General features: G+C 64.0%; 19 protein-coding genes and 1 riboswitch. Of the genes, 10 read left to right on the forward strand and 9 right to left on the reverse strand.

The window, feature by feature from the left end:
- Positions 1 to 91: 91 nt before the first annotated feature.
- Positions 92 to 922: a M23 family metallopeptidase gene (locus WBN73_RS17215; RefSeq protein WP_207596579.1), complete on the reverse strand. Its 831-nt coding sequence runs from the start codon at positions 920 to 922 to the stop codon at positions 92 to 94.
- A gap of 4 nt (positions 923 to 926) precedes the next feature.
- Positions 927 to 1,140: riboswitch (cyclic di-AMP (ydaO/yuaA leader) on the reverse strand.
- 211 nt (positions 1,141 to 1,351) lie between these two features.
- Positions 1,352 to 2,047, reverse strand: a complete 696-nt coding sequence (locus WBN73_RS17220; RefSeq protein ID WP_207596578.1) for a metal-dependent transcriptional regulator — start codon at positions 2,045 to 2,047, stop codon at positions 1,352 to 1,354.
- 292 nt (positions 2,048 to 2,339) lie between these two features.
- On the opposite strand from WBN73_RS17220, the gene serC reads away from it, so the two are divergent.
- The gene (gene serC / locus WBN73_RS17225; protein ID WP_337340898.1) at positions 2,340 to 3,470 is read left to right on the forward strand and encodes a phosphoserine transaminase; all 1,131 of its coding nucleotides are present in this window, start codon (positions 2,340 to 2,342) and stop codon (positions 3,468 to 3,470) included.
- A gap of 83 nt (positions 3,471 to 3,553) precedes the next feature.
- On the opposite strand, the gene WBN73_RS17230 is transcribed toward serC, so the two are convergent.
- Genes WBN73_RS17230 through WBN73_RS17240 form a run of 3 tightly spaced genes read right to left on the reverse strand, consistent with a single transcriptional unit; the run spans position 3,554 to position 5,914 of the window.
- Positions 3,554 to 4,867 carry an MFS transporter gene (locus WBN73_RS17230; protein ID WP_337340899.1) on the reverse strand — a complete coding sequence of 438 codons (1,314 nt, stop codon included), beginning with the start codon at positions 4,865 to 4,867 and terminating at the stop codon, positions 3,554 to 3,556.
- 43 nt (positions 4,868 to 4,910) lie between these two features.
- On the reverse strand, positions 4,911 to 5,522 hold the full coding sequence (locus WBN73_RS17235; protein ID WP_280627084.1) for a DUF3027 domain-containing protein: 612 nt from the start codon (positions 5,520 to 5,522) through the stop codon (positions 4,911 to 4,913).
- Positions 5,523 to 5,530: 8 nt separating this feature from the next.
- Complete coding sequence (locus WBN73_RS17240) at positions 5,531 to 5,914, reverse strand: cold-shock protein (RefSeq protein ID WP_089593906.1); 384 nt, start codon at positions 5,912 to 5,914, stop codon at positions 5,531 to 5,533.
- Positions 5,915 to 6,163: 249 nt separating this feature from the next.
- Here WBN73_RS17240 and WBN73_RS17245 point away from each other — a divergent pair, with 249 nt between their 5' ends.
- From WBN73_RS17245 to WBN73_RS17265, 5 genes are all read left to right on the forward strand, one after another.
- Positions 6,164 to 6,379 (forward strand): hypothetical protein, encoded by a 216-nt coding sequence (locus WBN73_RS17245; protein WP_207596574.1) that lies wholly within the window; start codon positions 6,164 to 6,166, stop codon positions 6,377 to 6,379.
- 53 nt (positions 6,380 to 6,432) lie between these two features.
- Positions 6,433 to 8,898: a helicase-associated domain-containing protein gene (locus tag WBN73_RS17250; RefSeq protein WP_337340900.1), complete on the forward strand. Its 2,466-nt coding sequence runs from the start codon at positions 6,433 to 6,435 to the stop codon at positions 8,896 to 8,898.
- A gap of 38 nt (positions 8,899 to 8,936) precedes the next feature.
- Positions 8,937 to 10,595, forward strand: a complete 1,659-nt coding sequence (locus WBN73_RS17255) for a DNA repair helicase XPB (protein ID WP_337340901.1) — start codon at positions 8,937 to 8,939, stop codon at positions 10,593 to 10,595.
- Positions 10,596 to 10,796: 201 nt separating this feature from the next.
- Positions 10,797 to 11,270 (forward strand): hypothetical protein, encoded by a 474-nt coding sequence (locus WBN73_RS17260; protein WP_207596571.1) that lies wholly within the window; start codon positions 10,797 to 10,799, stop codon positions 11,268 to 11,270.
- 12 nt (positions 11,271 to 11,282) lie between these two features.
- The gene (locus WBN73_RS17265) at positions 11,283 to 13,463 is read left to right on the forward strand and encodes a multicopper oxidase family protein (RefSeq protein ID WP_337340902.1); all 2,181 of its coding nucleotides are present in this window, start codon (positions 11,283 to 11,285) and stop codon (positions 13,461 to 13,463) included.
- Between the two features lie 16 nt (positions 13,464 to 13,479).
- Here the strand turns inward: WBN73_RS17265 and WBN73_RS17270 are convergent, their stop codons facing one another.
- Together WBN73_RS17270 and WBN73_RS17275 are read right to left on the reverse strand one after the other, a co-directional pair.
- Positions 13,480 to 13,704, reverse strand: a complete 225-nt coding sequence (locus WBN73_RS17270) for a hypothetical protein (protein WP_207596569.1) — start codon at positions 13,702 to 13,704, stop codon at positions 13,480 to 13,482.
- 69 nt (positions 13,705 to 13,773) lie between these two features.
- On the reverse strand, positions 13,774 to 14,697 hold the full coding sequence (locus tag WBN73_RS17275) for a LysR family transcriptional regulator ArgP (protein ID WP_337340903.1): 924 nt from the start codon (positions 14,695 to 14,697) through the stop codon (positions 13,774 to 13,776).
- A gap of 68 nt (positions 14,698 to 14,765) precedes the next feature.
- Between WBN73_RS17275 and WBN73_RS17280 the strand changes: the two genes are divergently transcribed.
- The 4 genes from WBN73_RS17280 (at position 14,766) to WBN73_RS17295 (ending at position 18,119) form a co-directional block, all read left to right on the forward strand.
- On the forward strand, positions 14,766 to 15,401 hold the full coding sequence (locus WBN73_RS17280) for a LysE/ArgO family amino acid transporter (RefSeq protein ID WP_337340904.1): 636 nt from the start codon (positions 14,766 to 14,768) through the stop codon (positions 15,399 to 15,401).
- A gap of 68 nt (positions 15,402 to 15,469) precedes the next feature.
- The gene (locus WBN73_RS17285) at positions 15,470 to 16,180 is read left to right on the forward strand and encodes a response regulator transcription factor (protein WP_337340905.1); all 711 of its coding nucleotides are present in this window, start codon (positions 15,470 to 15,472) and stop codon (positions 16,178 to 16,180) included.
- A 2-nt stretch (positions 16,181 to 16,182) separates the two neighbouring features.
- Positions 16,183 to 17,646 (forward strand): sensor histidine kinase, encoded by a 1,464-nt coding sequence (locus WBN73_RS17290; protein WP_337340906.1) that lies wholly within the window; start codon positions 16,183 to 16,185, stop codon positions 17,644 to 17,646.
- A gap of 182 nt (positions 17,647 to 17,828) precedes the next feature.
- The gene (locus WBN73_RS17295; protein WP_207596565.1) at positions 17,829 to 18,119 is read left to right on the forward strand and encodes a WXG100 family type VII secretion target; all 291 of its coding nucleotides are present in this window, start codon (positions 17,829 to 17,831) and stop codon (positions 18,117 to 18,119) included.
- A gap of 105 nt (positions 18,120 to 18,224) precedes the next feature.
- Here WBN73_RS17295 and WBN73_RS17300 read toward each other — a convergent pair whose 3' ends face one another.
- Positions 18,225 to 19,307 carry a ribonuclease HI family protein gene (locus WBN73_RS17300; RefSeq protein WP_337340907.1) on the reverse strand — a complete coding sequence of 361 codons (1,083 nt, stop codon included), beginning with the start codon at positions 19,305 to 19,307 and terminating at the stop codon, positions 18,225 to 18,227.
- A gap of 147 nt (positions 19,308 to 19,454) precedes the next feature.
- Positions 19,455 to 21,080, reverse strand: coding sequence for a chaperonin GroEL (gene groL / locus WBN73_RS17305; RefSeq protein WP_337340908.1), 1,626 nt, complete (start codon positions 21,078 to 21,080; stop codon positions 19,455 to 19,457).
- Between the last annotated feature and the right edge of the window lie 137 nt (positions 21,081 to 21,217).

Here is a 21,217-nt window from a genome sequence, read left to right on the forward strand (position 1 = left end):
ATGCGCTTTGTACGGTACAACAGTTGAACGCGAATGTCACATTCAGGTCACGGGGTGTGTCACGAATGCGAGAGACAACCATCAACTGGACTTAGAGCCAGCCCATGGGGTCAACAACTTCACCGTTGACCTGTACTTCGAAGTGGAGGTGGCAGCCGGTGGAGGCGCCCGTGGTGCCGCTCAGCGCTACAGTGTCGCCGCGGCTGACCGTCTGGCCTACTTTGACGGTGAAGGACGACAAGTGGTTGTACGTGGTCTCAAGGCCGTTGCCGTGGTCTACCACCACGCGGTTGCCTCCGCCGTACTCGTGCCATCCGGCAAAGGTGACCTTGCCACTGGCCGCAGCATGGACGGCCGTGCCGCACTGGGCCACGAAGTCCTGGCCGCGGTGGAAGTCACCGGCACCACCTGTGAGGGGGCTGATGCGGTAGCCGAACGGGGAAGCCGTGGTCAGGGTGTCCAGGGGGCTGGCCATGGTGCCCGTGGACGAGGCACGCTGGATGCTGTCGGCGGACTGCGCACTGAGCAGCTGCTTCAGCTTGCCGTCGGGGTCGGCGGCGGTAGCTACCGCAGCACGGCTGAAGTCGATCTTGGCTGATGCAGCGGCGGAAACCTCGGGCTGGCTGCCCCCGGTGACGGCCAGGGCCGACTCGGTCTGACCGGATTCCGAGGTTGCCATTACCGGGCTGGTGGCCGGCAGACCGACAGTCAGGGCAAGTCCGGTGGCGGCAAGCGCAACTCCGGCCTTTTGCCCTACACCACTGGCTGCGGCGAAATCGGCAACCTGGCGCAACGGGCTCTTACGGCGACGCACCTGGCGTTCGGTGTCGCGTGGCCGGATCTCCGATACGACGCGGGCTGGCCGCAGCTCAGCAGCGGGGCCGGACGCGCGGCGGCGGCCCCTGACGTTCTGCGTTGTCAAACTCTATTCCTCTCTAAAAAGCCTGCGAAGTTAGCTGTCGGATTCGGGTCAGAGAGTTCAAAGACCCGGTCCGCACGAAGCGCTCACGGCACACAGGTATCCCAAGAGGGACTTGCGTAATGGGCACTTCTGCTGCGGACTTCACCCCAAGGCTGCTTCTTTAGACAGCCGCTTGTGGTTCCCCCGCCTCTGCCAGTGGTGGATGGCACACCTGTTCCGCTGGCAGAGCTCGGCTCCGGAACAGGTAACGCTTTGGTATCAGCGCTAGTAGATAACTATAGGCGATTAAGGCTCGCAGTAATAAATTCGTTATCAACAGGAACAGGCGTGGCGCGGCTGCCCCTTATCACTAATCCTGAAAAACTGCAGGTCACACGCGCGCTTGGAGCTCAAAAGTGAGATATGACACCGGGTGAAGGGAAGGGTGCCTCAGCCGACGGAGACGAAGACGTGCGCCGCCACCTCGGGCGGAAGTTCCAGTGCACCCTCAATGCCGGGGACCCGGACTGAAATGTACTCGCCTACGCGCTCCAGCGAGACGGCCGCGCCGGGGCGGATACCACCCTCATCCAGCTGGGTAAGGAGTTCAGGCTCAACCTGGATGGGCTCCGCAAGGCGGGTAACTGCCACCCGGGAATCCGGTGCATAGCCGTCCATGGCCTGCAGGAGGTTGACGTCGAGGCGGGGGAACGGCTGGCTGGCAAGGCCACCGAGGGCTTCAAGGCCCGGGATGGGGTTGCCATATGGGGATTCGGTGGGGTGCTCCAGGAGTTCGTACAGCCGGCGCTCCACGCGCTCGCTCATCACGTGTTCCCAGCGGCAGGCTTCGTCATGGACATAGGCCCAGTCCAAGCCAATGACATCAGCCAGGAGACGCTCGGCGAGGCGGTGCTTTCGCATCACCTCGGTGGCGCGTTTCCGCCCCGCTTCGGTCAGTTCCAGGTGACGGTCATTGGAAACAATCACCAAGCCATCGCGCTCCATGCGTCCGATGGTCTGGGAAACAGTGGGTCCGGAGTGCCGCAGCCGCTCGGCGATGCGGGCCCTGAGAGCCACAATGTTCTCTTCTTCAAGCTCCAAAATGGTCCGAAGATACATCTCAGTGGTATCGATCAGATCCGTCATCCAGCTCAGCTCTCCTCGAACGCAGTTCCTTGCGTAATCTCCACCGTACCGCGTCCCTTGCCGGGTGGGCGGTGTACACCGCCGCCCCATGAACGCCAACCACCAGCCTAGCTTATTTGGAATTACTCTGGATAATTCCGGTCGCATATGGTGGGCCTGCGTTCCACGTGGCGGACTATGACGGCCACAGGTTCCCGCCTCCGCGCCGGGTCAGGCAGAATTGGGGTGTCGAAGGGGCACCTGATGCCACCTGCCACGACCCATCTCTAGCCGATACCCATTGGAGCCACACGTGAGCGACAACAGCATCACCATTCCCACCGATCTGCTGCCCAAGGACGGTCGCTTCGGCGCAGGACCGTCCAAGGTCCGTCCGGAACAGATCGAGGCCCTGTCTGCCGCGTCGTCCACCATCCTTGGCACGTCCCACCGCCAAGCTCCGGTCAAAAACCTTGTGGGTTCGGTCCGGGAGGGCCTCAGCCAGTTCTTCCGTGCACCCGAAGGATACGAAGTTGTCCTCGGCGTCGGCGGTTCCACCGCATTCTGGGATGTCGCCGCCTTCGGCCTGGTAGAGAAGAAAGCACAGCACCTCTCCTTCGGCGAGTTCGGCTCAAAGTTCGCCGCCGCCACCAACAAGGCACCGTTCCTTGATGCTTCCTCCATCATCAAGTCCGAACCCGGCACCCGCCCGGTGGCACAGGCCGAAGCCGGCGTTGACGTCTACGCCTGGCCCCAGAATGAAACGTCAACCGGCGTGGCCGCCCCCGTCAAGCGCGTCGAGGGGGCTGACGAAGGCGCCCTCGTCCTGGTGGACGCCACGTCTGCTGCCGGCGGGCTGGATGTCGACGTCGCAGAGTCTGACGTCTACTACTTCGCCCCGCAGAAGAACTTCGCCTCCGATGGTGGTCTCTGGCTGGGCCTCTTCTCCCCCGCCGCACTGGAGCGTGCGGCACGGATCAAGGCGAGCGACCGCTGGATCCCGGACTTCCTGGACCTGCAGACGGCTATCGACAACTCCAAGCTGAACCAGACGTACAACACGCCTTCCCTGTCCACGTTGGTCACCCTGGACGCCCAAGTGCAGTGGCTCAACAGCAACGGTGGCCTGGACTTCGCCAGCAAGCGCACGGCAGACTCCGCCAACCGCATCTACTCCTGGGCCGAGGCCTCGGAGTACGCGACGCCGTTCGTCACCAACGCCGAAGACCGCTCCAACGTCATCGCTACCATCGACTTCGACGACTCCATTGATGCCGCAGCCATCGCCAAGGTCCTGCGCGCCAACGGTGTGGTGGACACCGAGCCGTACCGCAAGCTTGGCCGCAACCAGCTGCGCATCGCGACGTTTGTCGCCATTGAACCGGACGACGTTTCCGCCCTGCTTGCCAGCATCGACTACGTGGTTGGCGAACTGAAGAAGTAGCACCACAGGCTGTCAGCCGGCGTCGTTCGGAATGTTCCGGACGGCGCCGCTGCAGTTTAACACCACGGCCCTTGAGGGCCTGACTAACGAACCTGCCCCGTGCCGCCGTCGTCGTCCTCGTCGGTGACCGGGCGGGCCAGCAACGACTCCACCCGGAAATGGCGCAGGCCACGGGCACGGCGGTCGAAACGCAGCCGCAGCTGCTTTGCCCGGATGATCCAGGCCAAGCCCACGACGGCGGCGCTGACGCCGGCCAACGCTGCAACGCCCACGGCCCACCGCGGCCCGCCAACATTGGCCACCCACCCCACCAGCGGCGCCCCGATGGGAGTGCCACCCATGAAGATGGCCATGTACAAGGACATGACCCGCCCGCGCATGACAGCTTCGGTGGTGGACTGCACGTAGCCGTTGGCGCTGGTGATCAGTGTCAGGGCGAACAGGCCACAGGGAACCAGGGCCAGTCCGAAGAGCATGGCGTTGGGGGCCAGTGCCGCCAACGCGCTGGCGACGCCGAATCCCCCGGCGGCAATGAAGATCAGCCGCAGGCGGGGCCGACCGCGTCGGGCAGCCAGCAGGGCACCCGTCACGGATCCGATGGCCATGACCGAATTCAGCAGTCCAAAAGCGCCGGCGTCCATCCCGAACTGGGTGCCCACCATCGCGGCAATGAAGAGGGGAAAGTTGAGCCCAAAGGTGCCCACAATGAAGACCGCTGCCAGGACCACCTGGATATCGGGTCTGTTGCGGACGTAGCGGAGGCCCTCGCGGATCCGCCCTTTGCCCGCCGCAGCCCGGGGCTGGACCCGGAGCGAAGACGCCGGAATGAGCTTCAGCGCCCAGAGCATGGCAACAAAAGACACAGTGTTGATAAGGAACACCCAGCCCGGCCCCACCACCACCGTCAGCACACCGGAGACGGCCGGCCCGATCATCCGGGCCACATTGAAGGAGGCACTGTTGAGGGCCACGGCGTTGGGCAGGTATTCGTCGGTAACCAGCTCGGAGACGAAAGTCTGGCGGACGGGAGCGTCCAGGGCCGTCACGATGCCCAGCAGCAACGCGAAGACATAGACGTGCCAAAGTTCAGCCACCCCCAACAACACCAGGATGCCCAGGCCCGTACTCAGGAGCGCCATGGCTATCAAGGTGATAAGGAGCAGTTTCCGCCGGCTGTAGCGGTCGGCCAGCAGCCCGGCCCAGGGGGCAAGGAACAGCTGCGGACCCAGTTGGAGGGCCAAGGTAATACCCATGGCTCCGGCGTCGTGCGCGGTCAGGTGGTCAAAGACCAACCAGTCCTGCGCGGTACGTTGCATCCACGTGCCGATGTTGGAGATCAGGGCACCGAAAAACCAGATGCGGTAGTTGAGGATTCCGAGTGACCTAAAGGTGGACATCAGCGTCCGCCCCTACTTTGGTCACCCCGGGTTTCCGCAATGCTTATTCAGCCCCGGCTTCGTCGTGGTCATCGTCAGGATCGTCGGACTCGTCCGCGTCGTCGGCATCCTCAGCGGGCTCAGTCGCCTCGTCTTCGTCCGCCTGCACGGACTCTTCCGTGACGTCCTCCACGGTTTCCTCCACCAACGGCGTCTCGTCCTCGGGACGGACACGCTTGGCCCACGGAACCCACTCGGGCGCCAGGATGGAGTCCTCGGAGGGCAGCAGGCCAAGCTCGCTCACTGTGACGATCTTGGACCGCGAGTTGCGGGTCACCACGGCGTACCACTGCCACCCGCCGTAACCGGCAAGCCTGGATTCAAACAGGTGGGTCACCACACGGTCACCCTCCGACTTGGCACCGAGGTGTGCCCCGACTTCGCCAGGGTTGGCAATGCCCTCCACTGCCTCACGGGCAACCTCGACGGCGGCAGCGAGGAAGGCATCCGGCTTGCCGGTGCGCCACACGGGCAACCCGGCGCGCGGCTTGTCCGCAACCGGCTTCCGCGCGGGGGCTTCCCCGATGCCAGGAGCCCGGGCAGCGTCAGGGCCGGCTGCAGGGTTTGCCTGGGCGCCCCTTCCGGCCTTTGTTTCCTGTGCGGATTCCGATGTCATGGCCGGTCCTAGGCTTCCAGCTCGTCGGCAACCTTGCGCAGCGCCAGGCTGATGGCCTTGGCCTTGTTGCCGTCCGGGTATTTGCCGGAGGACAACGAACCGGAAAGGTTGTCCAGAACCGTCACAAGGTCCTGCACCATAGGGGCGAGGTCCTTGGCGTTCATCCGCTTGGCCTTGGCAAGGGACGGCGTCTTTTCCAGGACGCGCAACCCCAGTGCCTGTGCTCCGCGGCGGCCATCGGCCACGCCGAACTCCACTCGGGTTCCAGCCTTGAGCTCCGTTACGCCCGCAGGCAGGGACGTCTTGGGCAGGAAAACTTCCTGGCCGTCCTCAGCCGCGAGGAATCCGAAGCCTTTTTCCTTGTCATACCACTTGACCTTGCCGGTAGGCACGTAATCAACCTTCTTCGTTTCTTGCTGTGGGAGACACGTCGGGCCAGACACCGCATCCGCAGGGTTCTGCGGGATCGAGGGTGACAGCCCGGTCCGTGTTGGTCTGTTCCTTCAAGGTTATCCTGCCCGGCCCGCTATTCCCGCCTTGCCGCGGTCACGCCGCGATCACAGAGGGCAGGAGCTGCACCCAAAGGGCGGCAATGACGCAGCAATACCTCCCGTTCCGGCGCTGCTGCTAGCGTTGGGGACATGACTTCCCCGGGTTACCGCCGCCCCCTCATGATCATCGCCGCCGTGATCGCTGTGGCCTCCTTGGCCGCCGTCGGTGCCGTCATGGCAATCGCTTATAACAGCGGAACGGCCCCGGTATGGATTACGTCGACTGCCCTTTACGGCTTGCCCGCAGCATTCATGCTGGCAGTGGTCCTGGTATTGGACGCTGTCCGCCAGCGCCGCCGGCAATAACCATCTGAGCTGCCGGCAGGCACCAGCGGCCCAGGGGCGGTAACGTTGGATTGATGTCCCTCATTCGCGCGCTCAGCAAGGAACTGGAAGCGCGCAGCGACGATTCGCTGCGGGCCTTGTTTGCTGCGCGACCGGACTTGATCTCCCCCATGGCGCCGGACTTCGCGGCCCTGGCAGCAAGGGCAAGCGCCCGTGTCAGTGTGCAACGGGCCCTGGAACGGCTGAACAAGCCCGAAATGCAGGTCCTGGAGACACTGCATCTGTGCACCAACGCCGATACAGGCCACAGCATTTCAGCAGCCGGCTTGAAGAAAGTCATTGCCGGCTCCACTCTTTCGGCGCTGGACCCGATCCTTGCCAAGCTGCAGGAGCTGGCCCTCATCCACCGTGCCGATCCACCCGCCGGATCACCGGCCACCTCCTCCCGGCAGCGTTTCTACCTTCCTGTGGGCAGCCTGAAGGATGTCATCGGCATCTACCCGGCAGGCCTTGGCAGGAGTTACACGGAACTGGTTCGGCTGCAGCCGGCCTTTGCCCAGCGGGTAGTGCAGTTGGTAGCCGAACTCCATCAAAGCGGCGCCGGCATCCACCCCGCCAGCACTCCCATGGATGCCGCGCTCGCCCTGCAGCGCTGGACGTCAACACCGGAGAACCTGCGAGCCATCCTGGCCACCGCGCCGGACCGGACCGTCGGCCTGCTGGATAAATTCGGCAGTTGGGCCATGGGCGCAGTACCCCAGGCACAGCGGCGGGCGTCGGTCACCCACGAAAGCCACGACGTCGGGCCCATCGACTGGCTGTTGGCGCGTGGCTTGCTGGTCCCCTTGGACGCAGGCCACGTGGAACTGCCCCACAGTGTAGGCCTTGCGCTTCGCGGCGGCGCCATTGTGGATGACTTCACACTCTCGCCACCGGTTCCCGAGTTGGGCCACACCAGTGCTGCCCTGCGCCGCAACGCTGCCATGGGGGCCATCGCGGAGATTCTGCGGCTGACCGGCGAGCTGCTGTTCGCTGTGCGGGAACAACCCCTGGCTACCCTCCGGAGCGGTGGTGTGGGTGTGCGCGAACTGCGGCGCCTTGCCGAGTCCATCCGCATGGGCGTCCATGAAACCGCCGTCCTCTTGGAGTTGTGCGCCATGGCCGGGCTGCTCCGCCTGGACGTGGACAGCTCCACGTGGGTGCAGCCGCCGTCGCTGGAGTGGCTCAACCTCCCCCGGCAGGAACAGTGGCTTTGGCTGGTCAATGCCTGGCTGGCCAGCGAGCGTGCACCTTCTCTGGTGGGCCAGCCCCTTACCGGTCCCGCGTCGTCGGCCTCCCATCAGGGCGCCGCCGGGACCACCATCAATGCCTTGTCCGCGGAAGCGCAGCGGCCTGATGCCCCGGTGGTCCGACGACGCGTCCTCGAGATCCTGCACGAACTCACGGCCGAAGCCGCCGCTCCGGATGGGAAAGCGCCCGTCCTTGACGCCAGGGCCGTCCTGCAGCGGGCTGAATGGTCGCAGCCGCGGATGTCCCGGCGGTTCAGTTCGCTGGTCCGCGGCATTCTTGAGGAAGCCACGCTCCTGGGCCTGATGGGCTCCGGTGCGTTGACGCAGTTGGGTGCGGCCATTGCCGACGGCCAACCCGAACAGGCCATGACCATCCTCGGCGAGCATTTGCCCGCCGCAGTGAACCACATCCTCCTGCAGGCCGACCTCACCGCCGTGGCCCCCGGCTACCTGGCTCCGGAACTGAGTGAGACACTGCTGTTGATGGCAGACGCCGAGGGCCAGGGCCCAGCGTCCATCTACCGTTTCTCTGCTGCCACCATCCGCAGGGCGCTCGACGCCGGACAGGATGCGGAATCGCTGTTGGCATTCCTTCGGGAGCACTCGGCCACGGACGTGCCGCAGCCCTTGGCGTACCTTGTCCAGGACACGGCGTCCCGGCATGGCCGCTTGCGGATCGGCACCAGTGCCAGCTTCATCCAAAGCGATGACGAAACTGCCATCACCGATTTGCTGCGCGAGGCCCGTACATCGGCATTGAGCCTGGTACGCATCGCACCGACTGTCCTGACATCCTCAGCCAGCCCCCGGGAAACCGCACGAGTGCTGCGCGAGCTGGGACTTTCCCCGGCCGTGCAAGAGGCCGAGCCCGCCGTCGTGCGTTTCAAACGGACAACAGCGGTGCCGGGCAGTGCCCGCCCTGTCTACACCGCGCCGCGGACGGCTCCCCCGGACGACGACGTTGATGCACAGTTGTCGGTCCTTCGGCAGCACCGCGGAGTGCGGTCCGAAGCGGCGGGCGAAGCGTCCACGCAGCTTGGCCTGGAGACCCTGCAAACGGCCATCCGGCTCAAACAGGCTGTCACCATGAATGTGGTGGACAGCCTGGGGAATGCCAACACTGAAACCGTTGTTCCTGTATCCGTCTCCGGTGGACGTGTCAGGGTGTTCGACCCCGCGAAGGACACCGAACGGGTATTGTCCATCCACCGGATCATCGATGTGGAACCCGCAGGCGAACTGCGTTCATGAAAACCGCGCCGTGATGCTGCGCAAGTGAGGATTCAACAGTGACCGACGGTCCGCTGATCGTACAAAGTGACAAGACCATCCTGCTGGAAGTGGACCACGAGCTCGCTACCGAGGCCCGGCACGCGATCGCGGCCTTTGCAGAGTTGGAACGCGCCCCCGAGCACATGCACAGCTACCGGCTGACACCATTGGGCCTCTGGAACGCGCGGGCCGCGGGGCTGGACGCCGAGCAGGTGCTGGACACCTTGCTGAAGTACTCCCGCTTCCCCGTGCCACACGCCCTGCTGATCGACATCGCAGAGACCATGTCCCGCTACGGGCGGCTGCGCCTGGAGAAAGATGCCCAGCACGGGCTGGTGATGCGCACCGACGACTACCCCGTGCTTGAGGAAGTCATCCGTGCCAAGAAGATCGCTCCCCTGCTGGGGCCCAGAATCGATGGCGAAACCGTGGTGGTGCACTCCTCGCAGCGGGGCCAATTGAAGCAGCTGCTGCTCAAACTCGGCTGGCCGGCCGAGGACCTGGCCGGGTACGTGGATGGGCAGCCCCACCTGATCATGCTGGACGAGAGTGGCTGGCAGCTGCGCCCGTACCAAAAGCTGGCTACGGAGAACTTCTGGGCCGGCGGCAGCGGCGTCGTCGTACTCCCCTGTGGTGCCGGTAAGACGCTGGTGGGTGCGGCCGCAATGGCGACGTCCTCCACCACCACACTGATCTTGGTCACCAACACCGTCTCTGCCCGCCAGTGGAAGGATGAGCTGCTCAAGCGGACCTCCCTGACCGAAGACGAGATCGGCGAATATTCCGGAGCCGTCAAGGAAGTCCGCCCTGTCACCATCGCAACCTACCAGGTCCTCACCACCAAGCGCGGCGGGCTGTATCCGCACCTGGAGCTCGTGGACGGGCACGACTGGGGACTCATCATTTACGACGAAGTCCACCTTCTGCCCGCCCCGATCTTCCGCATGACCGCCGACCTCCAGGCCCGGCGCCGCCTTGGCCTCACGGCCACCTTGGTTCGGGAAGACGGCCGTGAGGGTGAGGTCTTCAGCCTCATTGGGCCCAAGCGGTATGACGCACCGTGGAAGGACATCGAAGCGCAGGGCTACATCGCACCTGCAGACTGCGTGGAAGTCCGCGTGGATCTGCCCCGCGACGAACGGGTGGCCTACGCCATGGCCGATGACGCGGACAAGTACAGGCTCTGCGCAACCTCGGAAACCAAGACCAAGTTGGTGGAAGACCTCGTAGCGGTCCACAAAGGCGAACAGCTGCTGGTGATCGGCCAGTACATCGACCAGTTGGATGAGATCGCCGAGCGCTTGGACGCTCCCCTGATCAAGGGCGAAACCACCGTCAAAGCACGGCAGAAACTTTTTGACGCCTTCCGCAAGGGTGAGATCCACACGTTGGTGGTGTCCAAGGTGGCCAACTTCTCCATCGACCTTCCGGAAGCGTCAGTGGCCATCCAGGTGTCGGGCTCGTTCGGCTCACGCCAGGAAGAGGCACAGCGGCTGGGCCGGCTCCTGCGGCCCAAGCAGGACGGCCGCGCTGCCCGCTTCTATTCGTTGGTGGCCCGTGACACCCTGGACCAGGATTTCGCTGCCAAACGGCAGCGTTTCCTGGCCGAACAGGGCTACGCCTACCGGATCATGGATGCCAAGGATGTGGGCAAGGATGTGGGGCAGGAACAGTAAAAGCGCTGGCGTGAAGCGGCAAACCCTTGCTATTCATCTCCAGCAACTTTACGATTCCAAGTGAAGCTCTCCGCCCTTAATGGTTGCCCCCGGTCCAGGCATCCAGGCGGCCAGCCGTCGGCGGTGGGGGAAGCCCGCAGCCAGGGAGCCGGCGGTTCGAAGGCCTAGAAGAATCTGAGAAATTCCACCAGAGGATTCCCCATGCGCAAAGCCCTCTTGGTCCTCTCCGCGATCGTCCTGCTGTCAGCACTCGCACAGCTGTTCTTCGCCGGATACTTCCATTTCCAGAACACCATCGAAGCCCAGCGTGAAGCGGGCGTCTACCACGCGGTGAACGGGCAGTACGTACTCCGCTATTCAGCACTGCTGGCCGCCATCGTCGCTGCCATTGCCCGGATGGGATCCCGGACGATCTGGTTGGCTGCAGGCATTTTCCTGCTGACGTGGCTCCAGTTGTTCATTTTCATCATCGGCGGCATGCTGACCGGTTCTTCGCCGGAATTCATCACCCCGGCGGGCTCGTGGGTGGTCTCAATCCACCCCATCGTCGGCGTGATGATGATCTTCATGTCGTATTGGCTGTTCAACCGCGCCCGGGCGGCAGCCCTCAACCCACAACCGCTGCCTCCCAAAGCTGCATCCCCGGATGCTTCAACGTCGCCCACCACAGCCTGACCAGCGGCAGCTGTGACCACCTCACAGCTGCTGGCGGTTGACCTGGTGTTGTCCGTCCTCTCGGCCGGCGCCTGGATCACCGCTGTTTGGTTGACTGTTTGGTTGACTGCTTCCTCAACCAGGTCCACCACCAACCGCGATATGGCCACGTCACGGGCAGCCGGCTTGGGCGTGCTGGTGGTGGTTGCCGCCGTCGCACTGACAGTGGCGCGTTATGCCTTACTTCCTGCTTTGGTGGCCGGGAGTTGGTGGTTTGCCAGCGAACGCACAACCATCAACCTGCCTCTGACCGCCATCCCCGCGGCTTGGGCCGCGCTGGCCGGTGTTCCGTACTTGCTGAGGAGGCGGAACACCGGCTCCTCACTTGATGGGACAAAACCGGCACGCCCGGGCCGGGGAAAAACGGCCTGGTCCCGGGAGTGGACGGTCCTGGCCATGGTGGCAGCAGCGGCATCGGCTGTGGCTTCCCTCGCCCTGACGTTCATCCTCGGCCCCTTCCCGGCACCGTGGAGCCTCGCGGTGCTGCTGTCGCTGATGGCTTTGACGGTGCTGCTGGCCAAGCTCGCGCTGTTCACGCCCCACCGCCCCAGCCCCCGCCGTCTGAACCCCCGCGGCCTCAACCGGTCAAAAAGGGGAGTTGAGGGCGGCATTGCGCCAGGACCTGAGGATCGAACCAGCGGCCCTCCCCCATGGGGCAGGCGTCCGACGGCGGCTGCCGCGGTAGCCGGGCTCATGGCGTGTACCGCTTTGGGCTCCGGAGTCTTTGCTTGGCTGGGGAGCCGGTCAGCGGACGGTGCGGTGATCGCGGCCGCCGTTGGGCATCATGAGGGTGGCAACGCCACCCTTGCGGATCCGACGCCCGTGACCAGCCTTCTGGGCGAGTCCCCTGCCAATCCCGTGCTGCGGCGCTATGAACTCACGGCCCGGGTGGAGCAGGTGACGCTGCCGTCCGGCCAGCGCACGGAAGCCTGGACGTTCGGCAGCCTTCCGGGCCCCGCATTGGAAGCCACGTTGGGCGAGGTGATGGAGGTGGAGCTCAAAAATCGTGATGTGGCTGCCGGTGTCACCCTGCACTGGCACGGGTACGACGTCCCCAATGCCATGGACGGAGTAGCCGGTGCAACCCAGGATGCGGTGATGCCCGGGCAGTCCATGACCTATCGCTTTACGGCCGCCCAAGCCGGCACCTACTGGTATCACACCCACCAGGACTCAGCCGAGGGGGTCCGCAAGGGCCTCTACGGCGCCTTCGTCGTGCACGATCCCACAGTGTCCCGCGCAGAAATGGACATCGTGGTGGCCGGTCACGACCTCAGCGGTCTGGGGTTGCTGGGCTCCTCAGACCGCAAGAGCATGTACTCGGCCGCGCCGGGATCGAGCGTCAGGATGCGGCTCATCAACACCGATTCCCTGCCGCAGCGCTACCTCGTGGAGGGGACGTCCTTCAGGGCGGTGGCGGTGGACGGGACCGAGGTGAACCAACCTGGCGAGGTGTCCGGCAAGCTGGTGCGCCTGGGGGCGGGTGGCAGGGTGGACATCGCCTTCACCATGACGGACCGGCCCGTGGCTCTTCGCTCCGACTCCGCGTCCAGCGCTGTTGTTGTGATAGCTCCATCGGGTGTCCCGGGGTCGGGCGCGGCTGAGATGAGCGTTCCTGGGAAAGCCCCGACGGGTGTCTTCAACACCACCCCTGTGCTCGACCTGCTGGAATATGGCAAACCATTGGTTGGCAAGAAGGCTGGTTCAGATGGCGTGGCCATCACCCGGGAAGAGGTGGTTGTGCTGGATCGGCAGTTCCGCTTTGTCAACGGCATCCCGCGCTACGCCTTTACGGTCAACGGGGCGGCGTACCCGCTGGTTCCGTCCATCGATGTGGCTCTGGGTGACACCGTGAAAGTGACGGTGGTGAACCGCACCGCGGACCCCCACCCGATGCATCCCCACGGCCACCATGTCCAAGTGCTCAGCAGGAACGGTGTAGTACCGACGGGGTCGCCACTTGTCCTGGACACCGTCGATGTACTGCCAGGCGAAGTGTGGGAGCTGCTGCTGCACGCCGATAACCCCGGGATCTGGATGGACCACTGCCACAATCTGGATCATGCAGCTGAAGGAATGATGATGCTGCTGAAGTACCAAGGCGTGTCATCGCCGTTTGTCCATGGCGGCCATTCGGGGAACCGGCCTGAATAATGCAGGCGTGCCGCGCCTAAGCAACCATCCGGCGGGTGTGCTGGACGGTGACGCGGTCCACCACTGCCCAGCAATTCTCGTCACGAAGCTGGGCACTGGCGAAGCGCTCGGCGGCTGTGAGGTCGTGGAAGTCCTCACGCCTGACCCTGCCCGTCTCGCTGTCGAGGTAGGTCACGTGGAACTCGATGTCCGCCGTGTCCTGATGCTGGTGGATGCTGACTGGAGCTGCTGTGTTTGCCATGTTTTAAGTGTGGAACGGGGCACTGACATTTTTGGAAGCATCCTTGGGCGTGTTCGGATTTCGCCTCGTTCAGGCGGGGCTGAGGTACCGCGCGGATACTTCACGCACCGTATCGCTGAGAACGTCCAATACCCTGGAAGCCGTCTTCCAGCGCTGCCAATAGAGTGGGACATCAAAAGGTCTCTCCGGGGCAAGTTCAATGAGGCGGCCGTCGGCAATATCGGGGCCGCATTGGACCTCCGGGATCAGACCCCAACCCAGGCCAAGCCGGATCGCGTCACCGAAATCGTGGGAGGCCGGAACATAGTGGCGGGGCCCGCGCCCTTCCGTCACTGGTTTTCCGGCTGCCCCCGGCCACGACTGCACAAAGGCCCACTGGTAGGTGTCCTTACGGTCGAAATCCACCGTAGGGGCTGCATTGAGGGCTTCTCCGTCCAGTCCTCGGGGGAAATCAGGGAACCACCGGTCCACGTAGTCCGGCGCTGCGACGGCGCGGTAGCGCATGATACCCAGGCTTTCCACACGGCACCCCTGCACGGGCTCGGGGGTCGCCGTCACCGCAGCCATGACCGTACCGGAGCGCAGCAGGGACGTTGAATGCTGTTCATCATCCCGGTGGAGGTCGAACGTGACGTTGAGAATGTCGGGGACGCCCGCCAGCGCCTGCAGGAACCACACCGCCAGCGAGTCCGCGTTGACCACAATGGGCACGGCGAGCTGCGCCCCGTCCGCACCCAGCCCGAGTTCCCTTCCTGCATCCGCTTCGAGCTGCGCCACCTGTCGGGCCAAGCGGAGAACCACCTCGCCCGCTTCGGTAGCTTTGGCCGGGTTGCTCCGCTGCAGCAGGACACGACCCGCAGATTGCTCCAGGGCCTTCAATCTCTGGGACACCGCTGAGGGCGTGATGTGCAGGAGTCGCGCTGCTGCATCGAGCGTCCCTTCGGAAAGGACGGTGGCAAAGGTCAGCAACTGTTCGGAAGGAAACTGGGGCATAAGGGAATCTTACGTGGCATCAGAATCATTAGCTGGTCTAAACATGGGCCGAACCGTAGTTTCGAAGAGTGACCTTTATCGACTTCTTCCACTCCGCAGGCCTCGGCCTGGCCACCGGCCTTGCCCTTATTGTCGCCATCGGCGCGCAGAATGCGTTCGTGCTGCGACAAGGTATCCGCGGCGAGCACATCGTCCCCATCGTGGCCGTCTGCGCATTGTCCGACGCCATACTGATCGCTGCCGGCGTCCTTGGCACCGGTGCCCTTATTACGGCAGCCCCTGCCGCCGTCGTCGTCCTCCGCTATGTGGGTGCCGCATTCCTGGTGACGTATGGCCTGATGGCCGCCAAGCGTGCATTGCATCCGCAATCGCTGACTGCAAGCGAGGGATCAGCCCACGACGGCGGCGCGAAACGCGGCCTCGCGGCAGCCGTCACCACCGTCCTGGCGCTGACCTGGCTCAACCCGCACGTCTACCTGGACATCGCCCTGTTGGGTTCAATAGCCAGCGCGCAGGGCACGCCCCAGCAATGGTGGTTTGGGGCCGGTGCCATGCTGGGCAGCATCCTCTGGTTCTGCTCCCTGGGTTTCGGTGCCCGCTTTCTCCGCGGCTTCTTTGCAAAGCCCCTGTCGTGGCGGTTCCTGGACGGCGGCATCGCCGTGACCATGGTGGCGCTGGGGGCGGGCTTGGCACTGGGGGCGTAACCAGCCACGCAGTCCGCTCACATGCAGCGTCCAGATAACTCCCAGTTTCTGGGAGCATCATGGATGTCATGAAAAAGAACGGCCCCGAAGCCAAGCTCCTTGTCGTCGATGACGAACCCAACATCCGCGAGCTGCTCTCCACGTCCCTGCGTTTTGCAGGTTTCGAGGTCGTTGCCGCGTCCAATGGCCGAGAAGCCCTCGCCGCGGCCGACCTCCACGCACCGGACCTCGCCGTCCTGGACGTCATGCTCCCTGACATGGATGGCTTCACGGTAACGCGTCGCCTCCGCGGCGCAGGCAAGCACTTCCCCGTCCTGTTCCTCACCGCGAAGGACGACACCGAGGACAAAGTCACAGGCCTGACCGTCGGCGGCGATGACTATGTCACCAAACCCTTCAGCCTCGACGAAGTAGTGGCGCGAATCCGGGCAGTCCTCCGCCGCACCCAACCGCTGGAAGATGACGACGCCGTAATCCGCGTCGACGATCTTGAACTCGACGACGACGCCCACGAGGTCCGCCGCGGCGGCACCGTGATCGAGTTGTCCCCCACCGAGTTCAAGCTCCTGCGCTACCTCATGCTGAACCCCAACCGTGTGCTTTCCAAGGCCCAGATCCTGGACCACGTCTGGGAATACGACTTCAACGGTGACGCGTCGATCGTTGAGTCCTATATTTCCTACCTGCGCCGCAAAGTGGACATCGATCCCGATGCCGCCGCCCTGATCCAGACCAAGCGCGGCGTGGGCTACGTGCTGCGAACGGCAGAGAAGCGCTGACCTTGCTGCAACGCTGGAAATCGGCGTCCCTGCGGTCGCAGCTCGTCGCCATCATCATGGGCCTGCTCCTGTTGGCCCTGGCGGCAACAGGCGCGGGAACGCTGACGCTCGTCAAGAGCTACCTGCAAGGCCAGGTGGATGACAAACTCAAGGCCGCGGTAGCGCTGGCGCAGGACCAGCAGTCCTTTGACAAGTTGTCCCAGCCCAACCCCACCGCGCCCAACGACTCCGCCGTGCCCACGGACTACTCGCTGACGCTGTATGTCCCCGGGCTTGATCCGTACCCGTTCGGCGGCAGCCAGACTGACCGTCCCGCAATCTCCAACATCACCTCGACCGAGGCCAAACAGCGTGGCAATACCCCCTTCCAGGTCAGGGGCACAGCAGGCACCAACTGGCGTGTAGTAGCTGTAGGTGTGGTGGCCAATGGACAAAACGGCGTGGTCATCATCGGGCTGCCGCTCACCCCGGTGGACAAAGTGATGGAGCACGCTGTCCTGGTAGTGGTAGGCGTAGGTCTGTTGACGCTGGTACTGGCCTTCTTCATCGCCACCTGGACTGTGGCCCGGTCCTTCCGCCCCTTGGCCAAGGTGGAAAAGACGGCTGCTGCCATCGCTGCGGGAGATCTCTCCCGGCGTGTGGACATCGACAATCCCCACACCGAAGTCGGCAGGCTCGGCGGTTCGCTGAACGCCATGCTCGCGCACATTGAGGCCTCCTTTGCGGCCCGTGCGGCTTCCGAGGGGCGGATGCGTCGCTTCGCGGCGGATGCTTCCCATGAACTGCGCACGCCCTTGGTGACCATCCGTGGCTTCTCGGAGCTCTACCGCCACGGCGCCCTGACGTCGCAGGAAGACATCGCGATGGCCATGGGCAGAATCGAAAGCGAAGCCAAGCGCATGGGCTCCATGGTGGAAGACCTGTTGATGCTGGCCCGCTTGGACGAGCAGCGGCCGCTTCAACTCAAGCCCGTGGACCTGCAACTCCTCGCCCACGACGCCATGGTGGACACCAAGGCCTCCTCCGGGGACCGGAGCATCACGCTCACAGGACTCGACGGCGCCTCCCCCACTGCTGCTCCTGTCCAAGGCGACGAAGCCAAACTGCGCCAAGTCATTGGGAACCTGGTGGGCAACGCGTTGAGGTACACACCGGACGGAAGCCCCATCGAACTTGCCGTCGGCGTTCGAACTACGCCTGAGGGATCGTTCTCTGTGATAGAGATCCGCGACCACGGGCCGGGTATTCCTGATGCGGAAACCAACAAGATCTTCGAACGGTTCTACCGCGCGGATACGTCGCGCACCCGGGAGACCGGTGGCAGCGGACTGGGTCTGGCGATTGTTGCCGCCATCGTGGGCTCCCACGGCGGTACCGTGCGGGTCACGGAGACCGACGGCGGCGGGGCCACTATGGTGGTCAGCCTTCCGTTCCATGAGGAGCCGGCCGAGCTGGTATCCAGCTAGTGCCGTCCCGGGTTCACAGTCGTCTGATGTGCGCTGTTTGTCCACATAACTGTGTCATCCGGGAGTTGTCCACATAGCGGCAAAGCTGTGTTCCGGGGCTGCAGGCGGGTGCCTAGGCTCAATGGTGTGGCCCACGCATCCCACCGCATCCTGCGGAACATCTTCGTCGAAAGGCACCACCCATGAGCGTCATTTCCGTCGATACCGAGCTGCTTCAGCTCAAGTCGGCCACTGTCAAAGGAACCGTGGATCGCATCAGCTCTGATGTGCTGGCCATGAAACGGGGACTGGACGAACTCGAGGCAACGTGGCGCGGATCTGCCGCCACCAACTTCCAGTCATTGGTCCTTGAATGGTCCATCACCCAGGGCAAAGTTGAAGCCTCGCTGGCATCCATCAACCTGGCACTGTCCTCGGCCGCAGCGAGTTACTCCGAGGTGGAGCAGGGAAACACCCAGCGCTTCGCCTACTAACGATCCCACCCATGAGCTCCTGCGGGGCCGGCTGTCTTCCCCCTGTGCATGCCGGCCCTGCAGGTCATGAGTTGGCGGGTCAGAGTCCTTGGCTCTCCGGAGTCCCTAGCTCTCTAAGGTCCCCTGGTGGAACCGGAGCCGCCATTGGCCACGGTCCAACATCCAAACGGAGCTCCGCAGCGCTGAACCCGTGTGGGCGAGGCTGCGATAGTTCAGCAGGATAGTGTTCTCGCTGAGACGGTCCGCACTGAGCAGCTCCAGGTCAGTGGGTTCGCCGGGTTCCTCTTCCAAAGCCATCATCATGGCGTCCCGGGTCCAGAACCGTCCCGAACTGCCAATCTCGGCGAAGTCGGGGTGGAGCAGCACGCCGATCCTGCCAATGTCAGCACGAACGTCGGGCCGCAGGAGTTCCCGTTCCAAGGCCAGCACCGTCTCCTCGGCGGAGAGCTCCTGGGTGGAAGCATCCTCGAGTTCGCTGAAGAGATCAGGCTGGCCAAAGATCCCGGCCTCGCCAAAGAGCGTTGGCTCAAAATGGGGGCGGGTGCTGCGTTCGGCCTTCGATGGAGCGGAACCAACTGTTGCTCCGGGAACGTTCGCCGACCCCGAAGAGGCAGCCGCTGCCCGTGCAACCACGGGCTCTGCAGCCCGGCTGCGTGTTTGTTCCAGAGGGGCCGACTGCAGCTGCGCCTGGTCCCGCCCTTTCGCGTCTCCCAGCCCCGGGGCGCCAGGGAACCCAGGGCCGCTGCGGTGCGCGACACCCTGCTGGTAGGCCGTCGCTGCGGCGCGTGCACGCTCATCGGCAGCCTCGTTGAGGTCATGTCCGGCGTGCCCTTTGACCCATTCGAATTTGTACTTTCGGCCAACTATCGCTTGGTCGATGTCCTTGAGGAGGTCCACGTTCAGCACAGGCTTGCCGTCGGCTTTACGCCAGCCTTTGCGCTTCCATCCCGGCATCCACTTGCTGATGCAGTTGATGACGTACTGGCTGTCGCAGAGGATCAGCAAGTCCTCCTCCGGCACATGTGCCGTGGAACGGAACAGATCCAGGACGGCCATGAGTTCACCCTGGTTGTTGGTGCCGTGCGGCCAACCTCCTGCGCGCCAACAGGAGTCATCAACGTACCAGGCCCAACCGGCCGGCCCAGGATTGCCGAGGGCGGACCCATCGGCGGCAGCAATAATCGTCATGATCTTAATCCTGCCAGACCCCACCGACACTGAATCCGTGATAGGAGCCCCACCACACAGCAAAACGGCGGCCCCCACCAGGTGGGGACCGCCGTCGCTTGCTCTAAAGCGTGACGCTTGGGCGCTGTATTGCTACAGCGTGGGGGCTTAGAAGCCGCCCATGCCGCCCATGTCGTCGCCGCCGGCGGCCGGAGCTTTCTTCTCAGGCTTGTCGGCAACTACAGCCTCGGTGGTCAGGAACAGACCAGCGATGGAAGCAGCGTTCTGGAGAGCCGAGCGGGTGACCTTTACGGGGTCGTTCACACCGGCAGCCAGAAGGTCTTCGTAGACGCCCGTGGCAGCGTTCAGGCCGTGGCCGGAAGGCAGGCCGCGAACCTTGTCCACCACAACGCCGGGCTCGAGGCCGGCGTTGAAGGCGATCTGCTTCAGCGGAGCGTCGATGGCAACCTTGACGATGTTGGCACCCGTTGCCTCGTCACCCTGGAGGGTGAGGTTGGCGAATGCCTTGGCGCCGGCCTGGATGAGGGCTACGCCACCACCGGCAACGATGCCTTCTTCAACAGCAGCCTTGGCGTTGCGGACTGCGTCCTCAATGCGGTGCTTGCGTTCCTTGAGCTCAACTTCGGTTGCGGCACCGGCCTTGATGACTGCAACGCCGCCGGCCAGCTTGGCCAGGCGCTCCTGCAGCTTCTCGCGGTCGTAGTCGGAGTCGGAGTTCTCGATCTCGGCGCGGATCTGGGCCACACGGCCTGCGATCTGCTCGGCGTCGCCGGCACCTTCAACGATGGTGGTCTCGTCCTTGGTGACAACAACCTTGCGGGCGGTGCCGAGGAGTTCCAGGCCGGCGTTTTCGAGCTTGAGGCCAACTTCTTCGGAGATGACCTGGCCACCGGTGAGGATGGCGATGTCGGCCAGCTGCGCCTTGCGGCGGTCACCGAAGCCCGGAGCCTTGACGGCGACAGACTTGAACGTGCCACGGATCTTGTTGACGATCAGGGTGGCCAGGGCTTCGCCCTCGATGTCTTCGGCAATGATCAGCAGCGGCTTGTTGGACTGCATGACCTTCTCCAGAACCGTGACGAGTTCCTTCACGTTGGAGATCTTGGAGTTGACGATCAGGATGTACGGGTCTTCGAGGACCGTTTCCTGGCGCTCTGCGTCGGTGACGAAGTAAGCGGAGATGTAGCCCTTGTCGAAGCGCATGCCCTCGGTGAGCTCGAGCTCCAGGCCGAAGGTGTTGGATTCCTCGACCGTGATGACGCCTTCCTTGCCCACCTTGTCCAGGGCTTCGGCGATGAGGCTGCCGATTTCCGGGTCACCGGCGGAGATGGAAGCCGTAGCGGCGATCTCTTCCTTGGTTTCGATCTCCTTGGCGGAGGCCAGCAGTTCGCTGATGACTGCCTCAACAGCCTTCTCGATGCCGCGCTTGAGGGACAGCGGGTCGGCGCCGGCGGCAACGTTGCGCAGGCCTTCCTTCACCAGTGCCTGGGCGAGGACGGTTGCAGTGGTAGTACCGTCGCCAGCGACGTCATCCGTCTTCTTGGCAACTTCCTTGACCAGTTCTGCACCGATCTTCTCGTAAGGGTCGTCCAGTTCGATCTCCTTGGCGATGGAAACACCATCGTTGGTGATCGTGGGGGCGCCCCACTTCTTTTCGAGGACGACGTTGCGTCCACGCGGGCCGAGGGTGACCTTGACGGCGTCTGCGAGGATGTTCAGGCCCCGCTCGAGGCCGCGGCGTGCCTCTTCATCAAATGCAATGATCTTGGCCATAACGGCGGTAGTCCTTTCGGGACAGTCGTTAAGAAGGTACCTGTCAGATGGGGTGCCCGCGACGGACGGTCTTTCGCTCGCAGCCTCTGTATGCCCCGCGCTCCGGACCTCACCCCACCAAGGTGTTTCTTGATCCT

Origin of the sequence: Paenarthrobacter sp. CCNWLY172 (genome assembly GCF_037402035.1) — a bacterium.
In the GTDB taxonomy this organism is placed as follows: Bacteria; Actinomycetota; Actinomycetes; order Actinomycetales; family Micrococcaceae; genus Arthrobacter.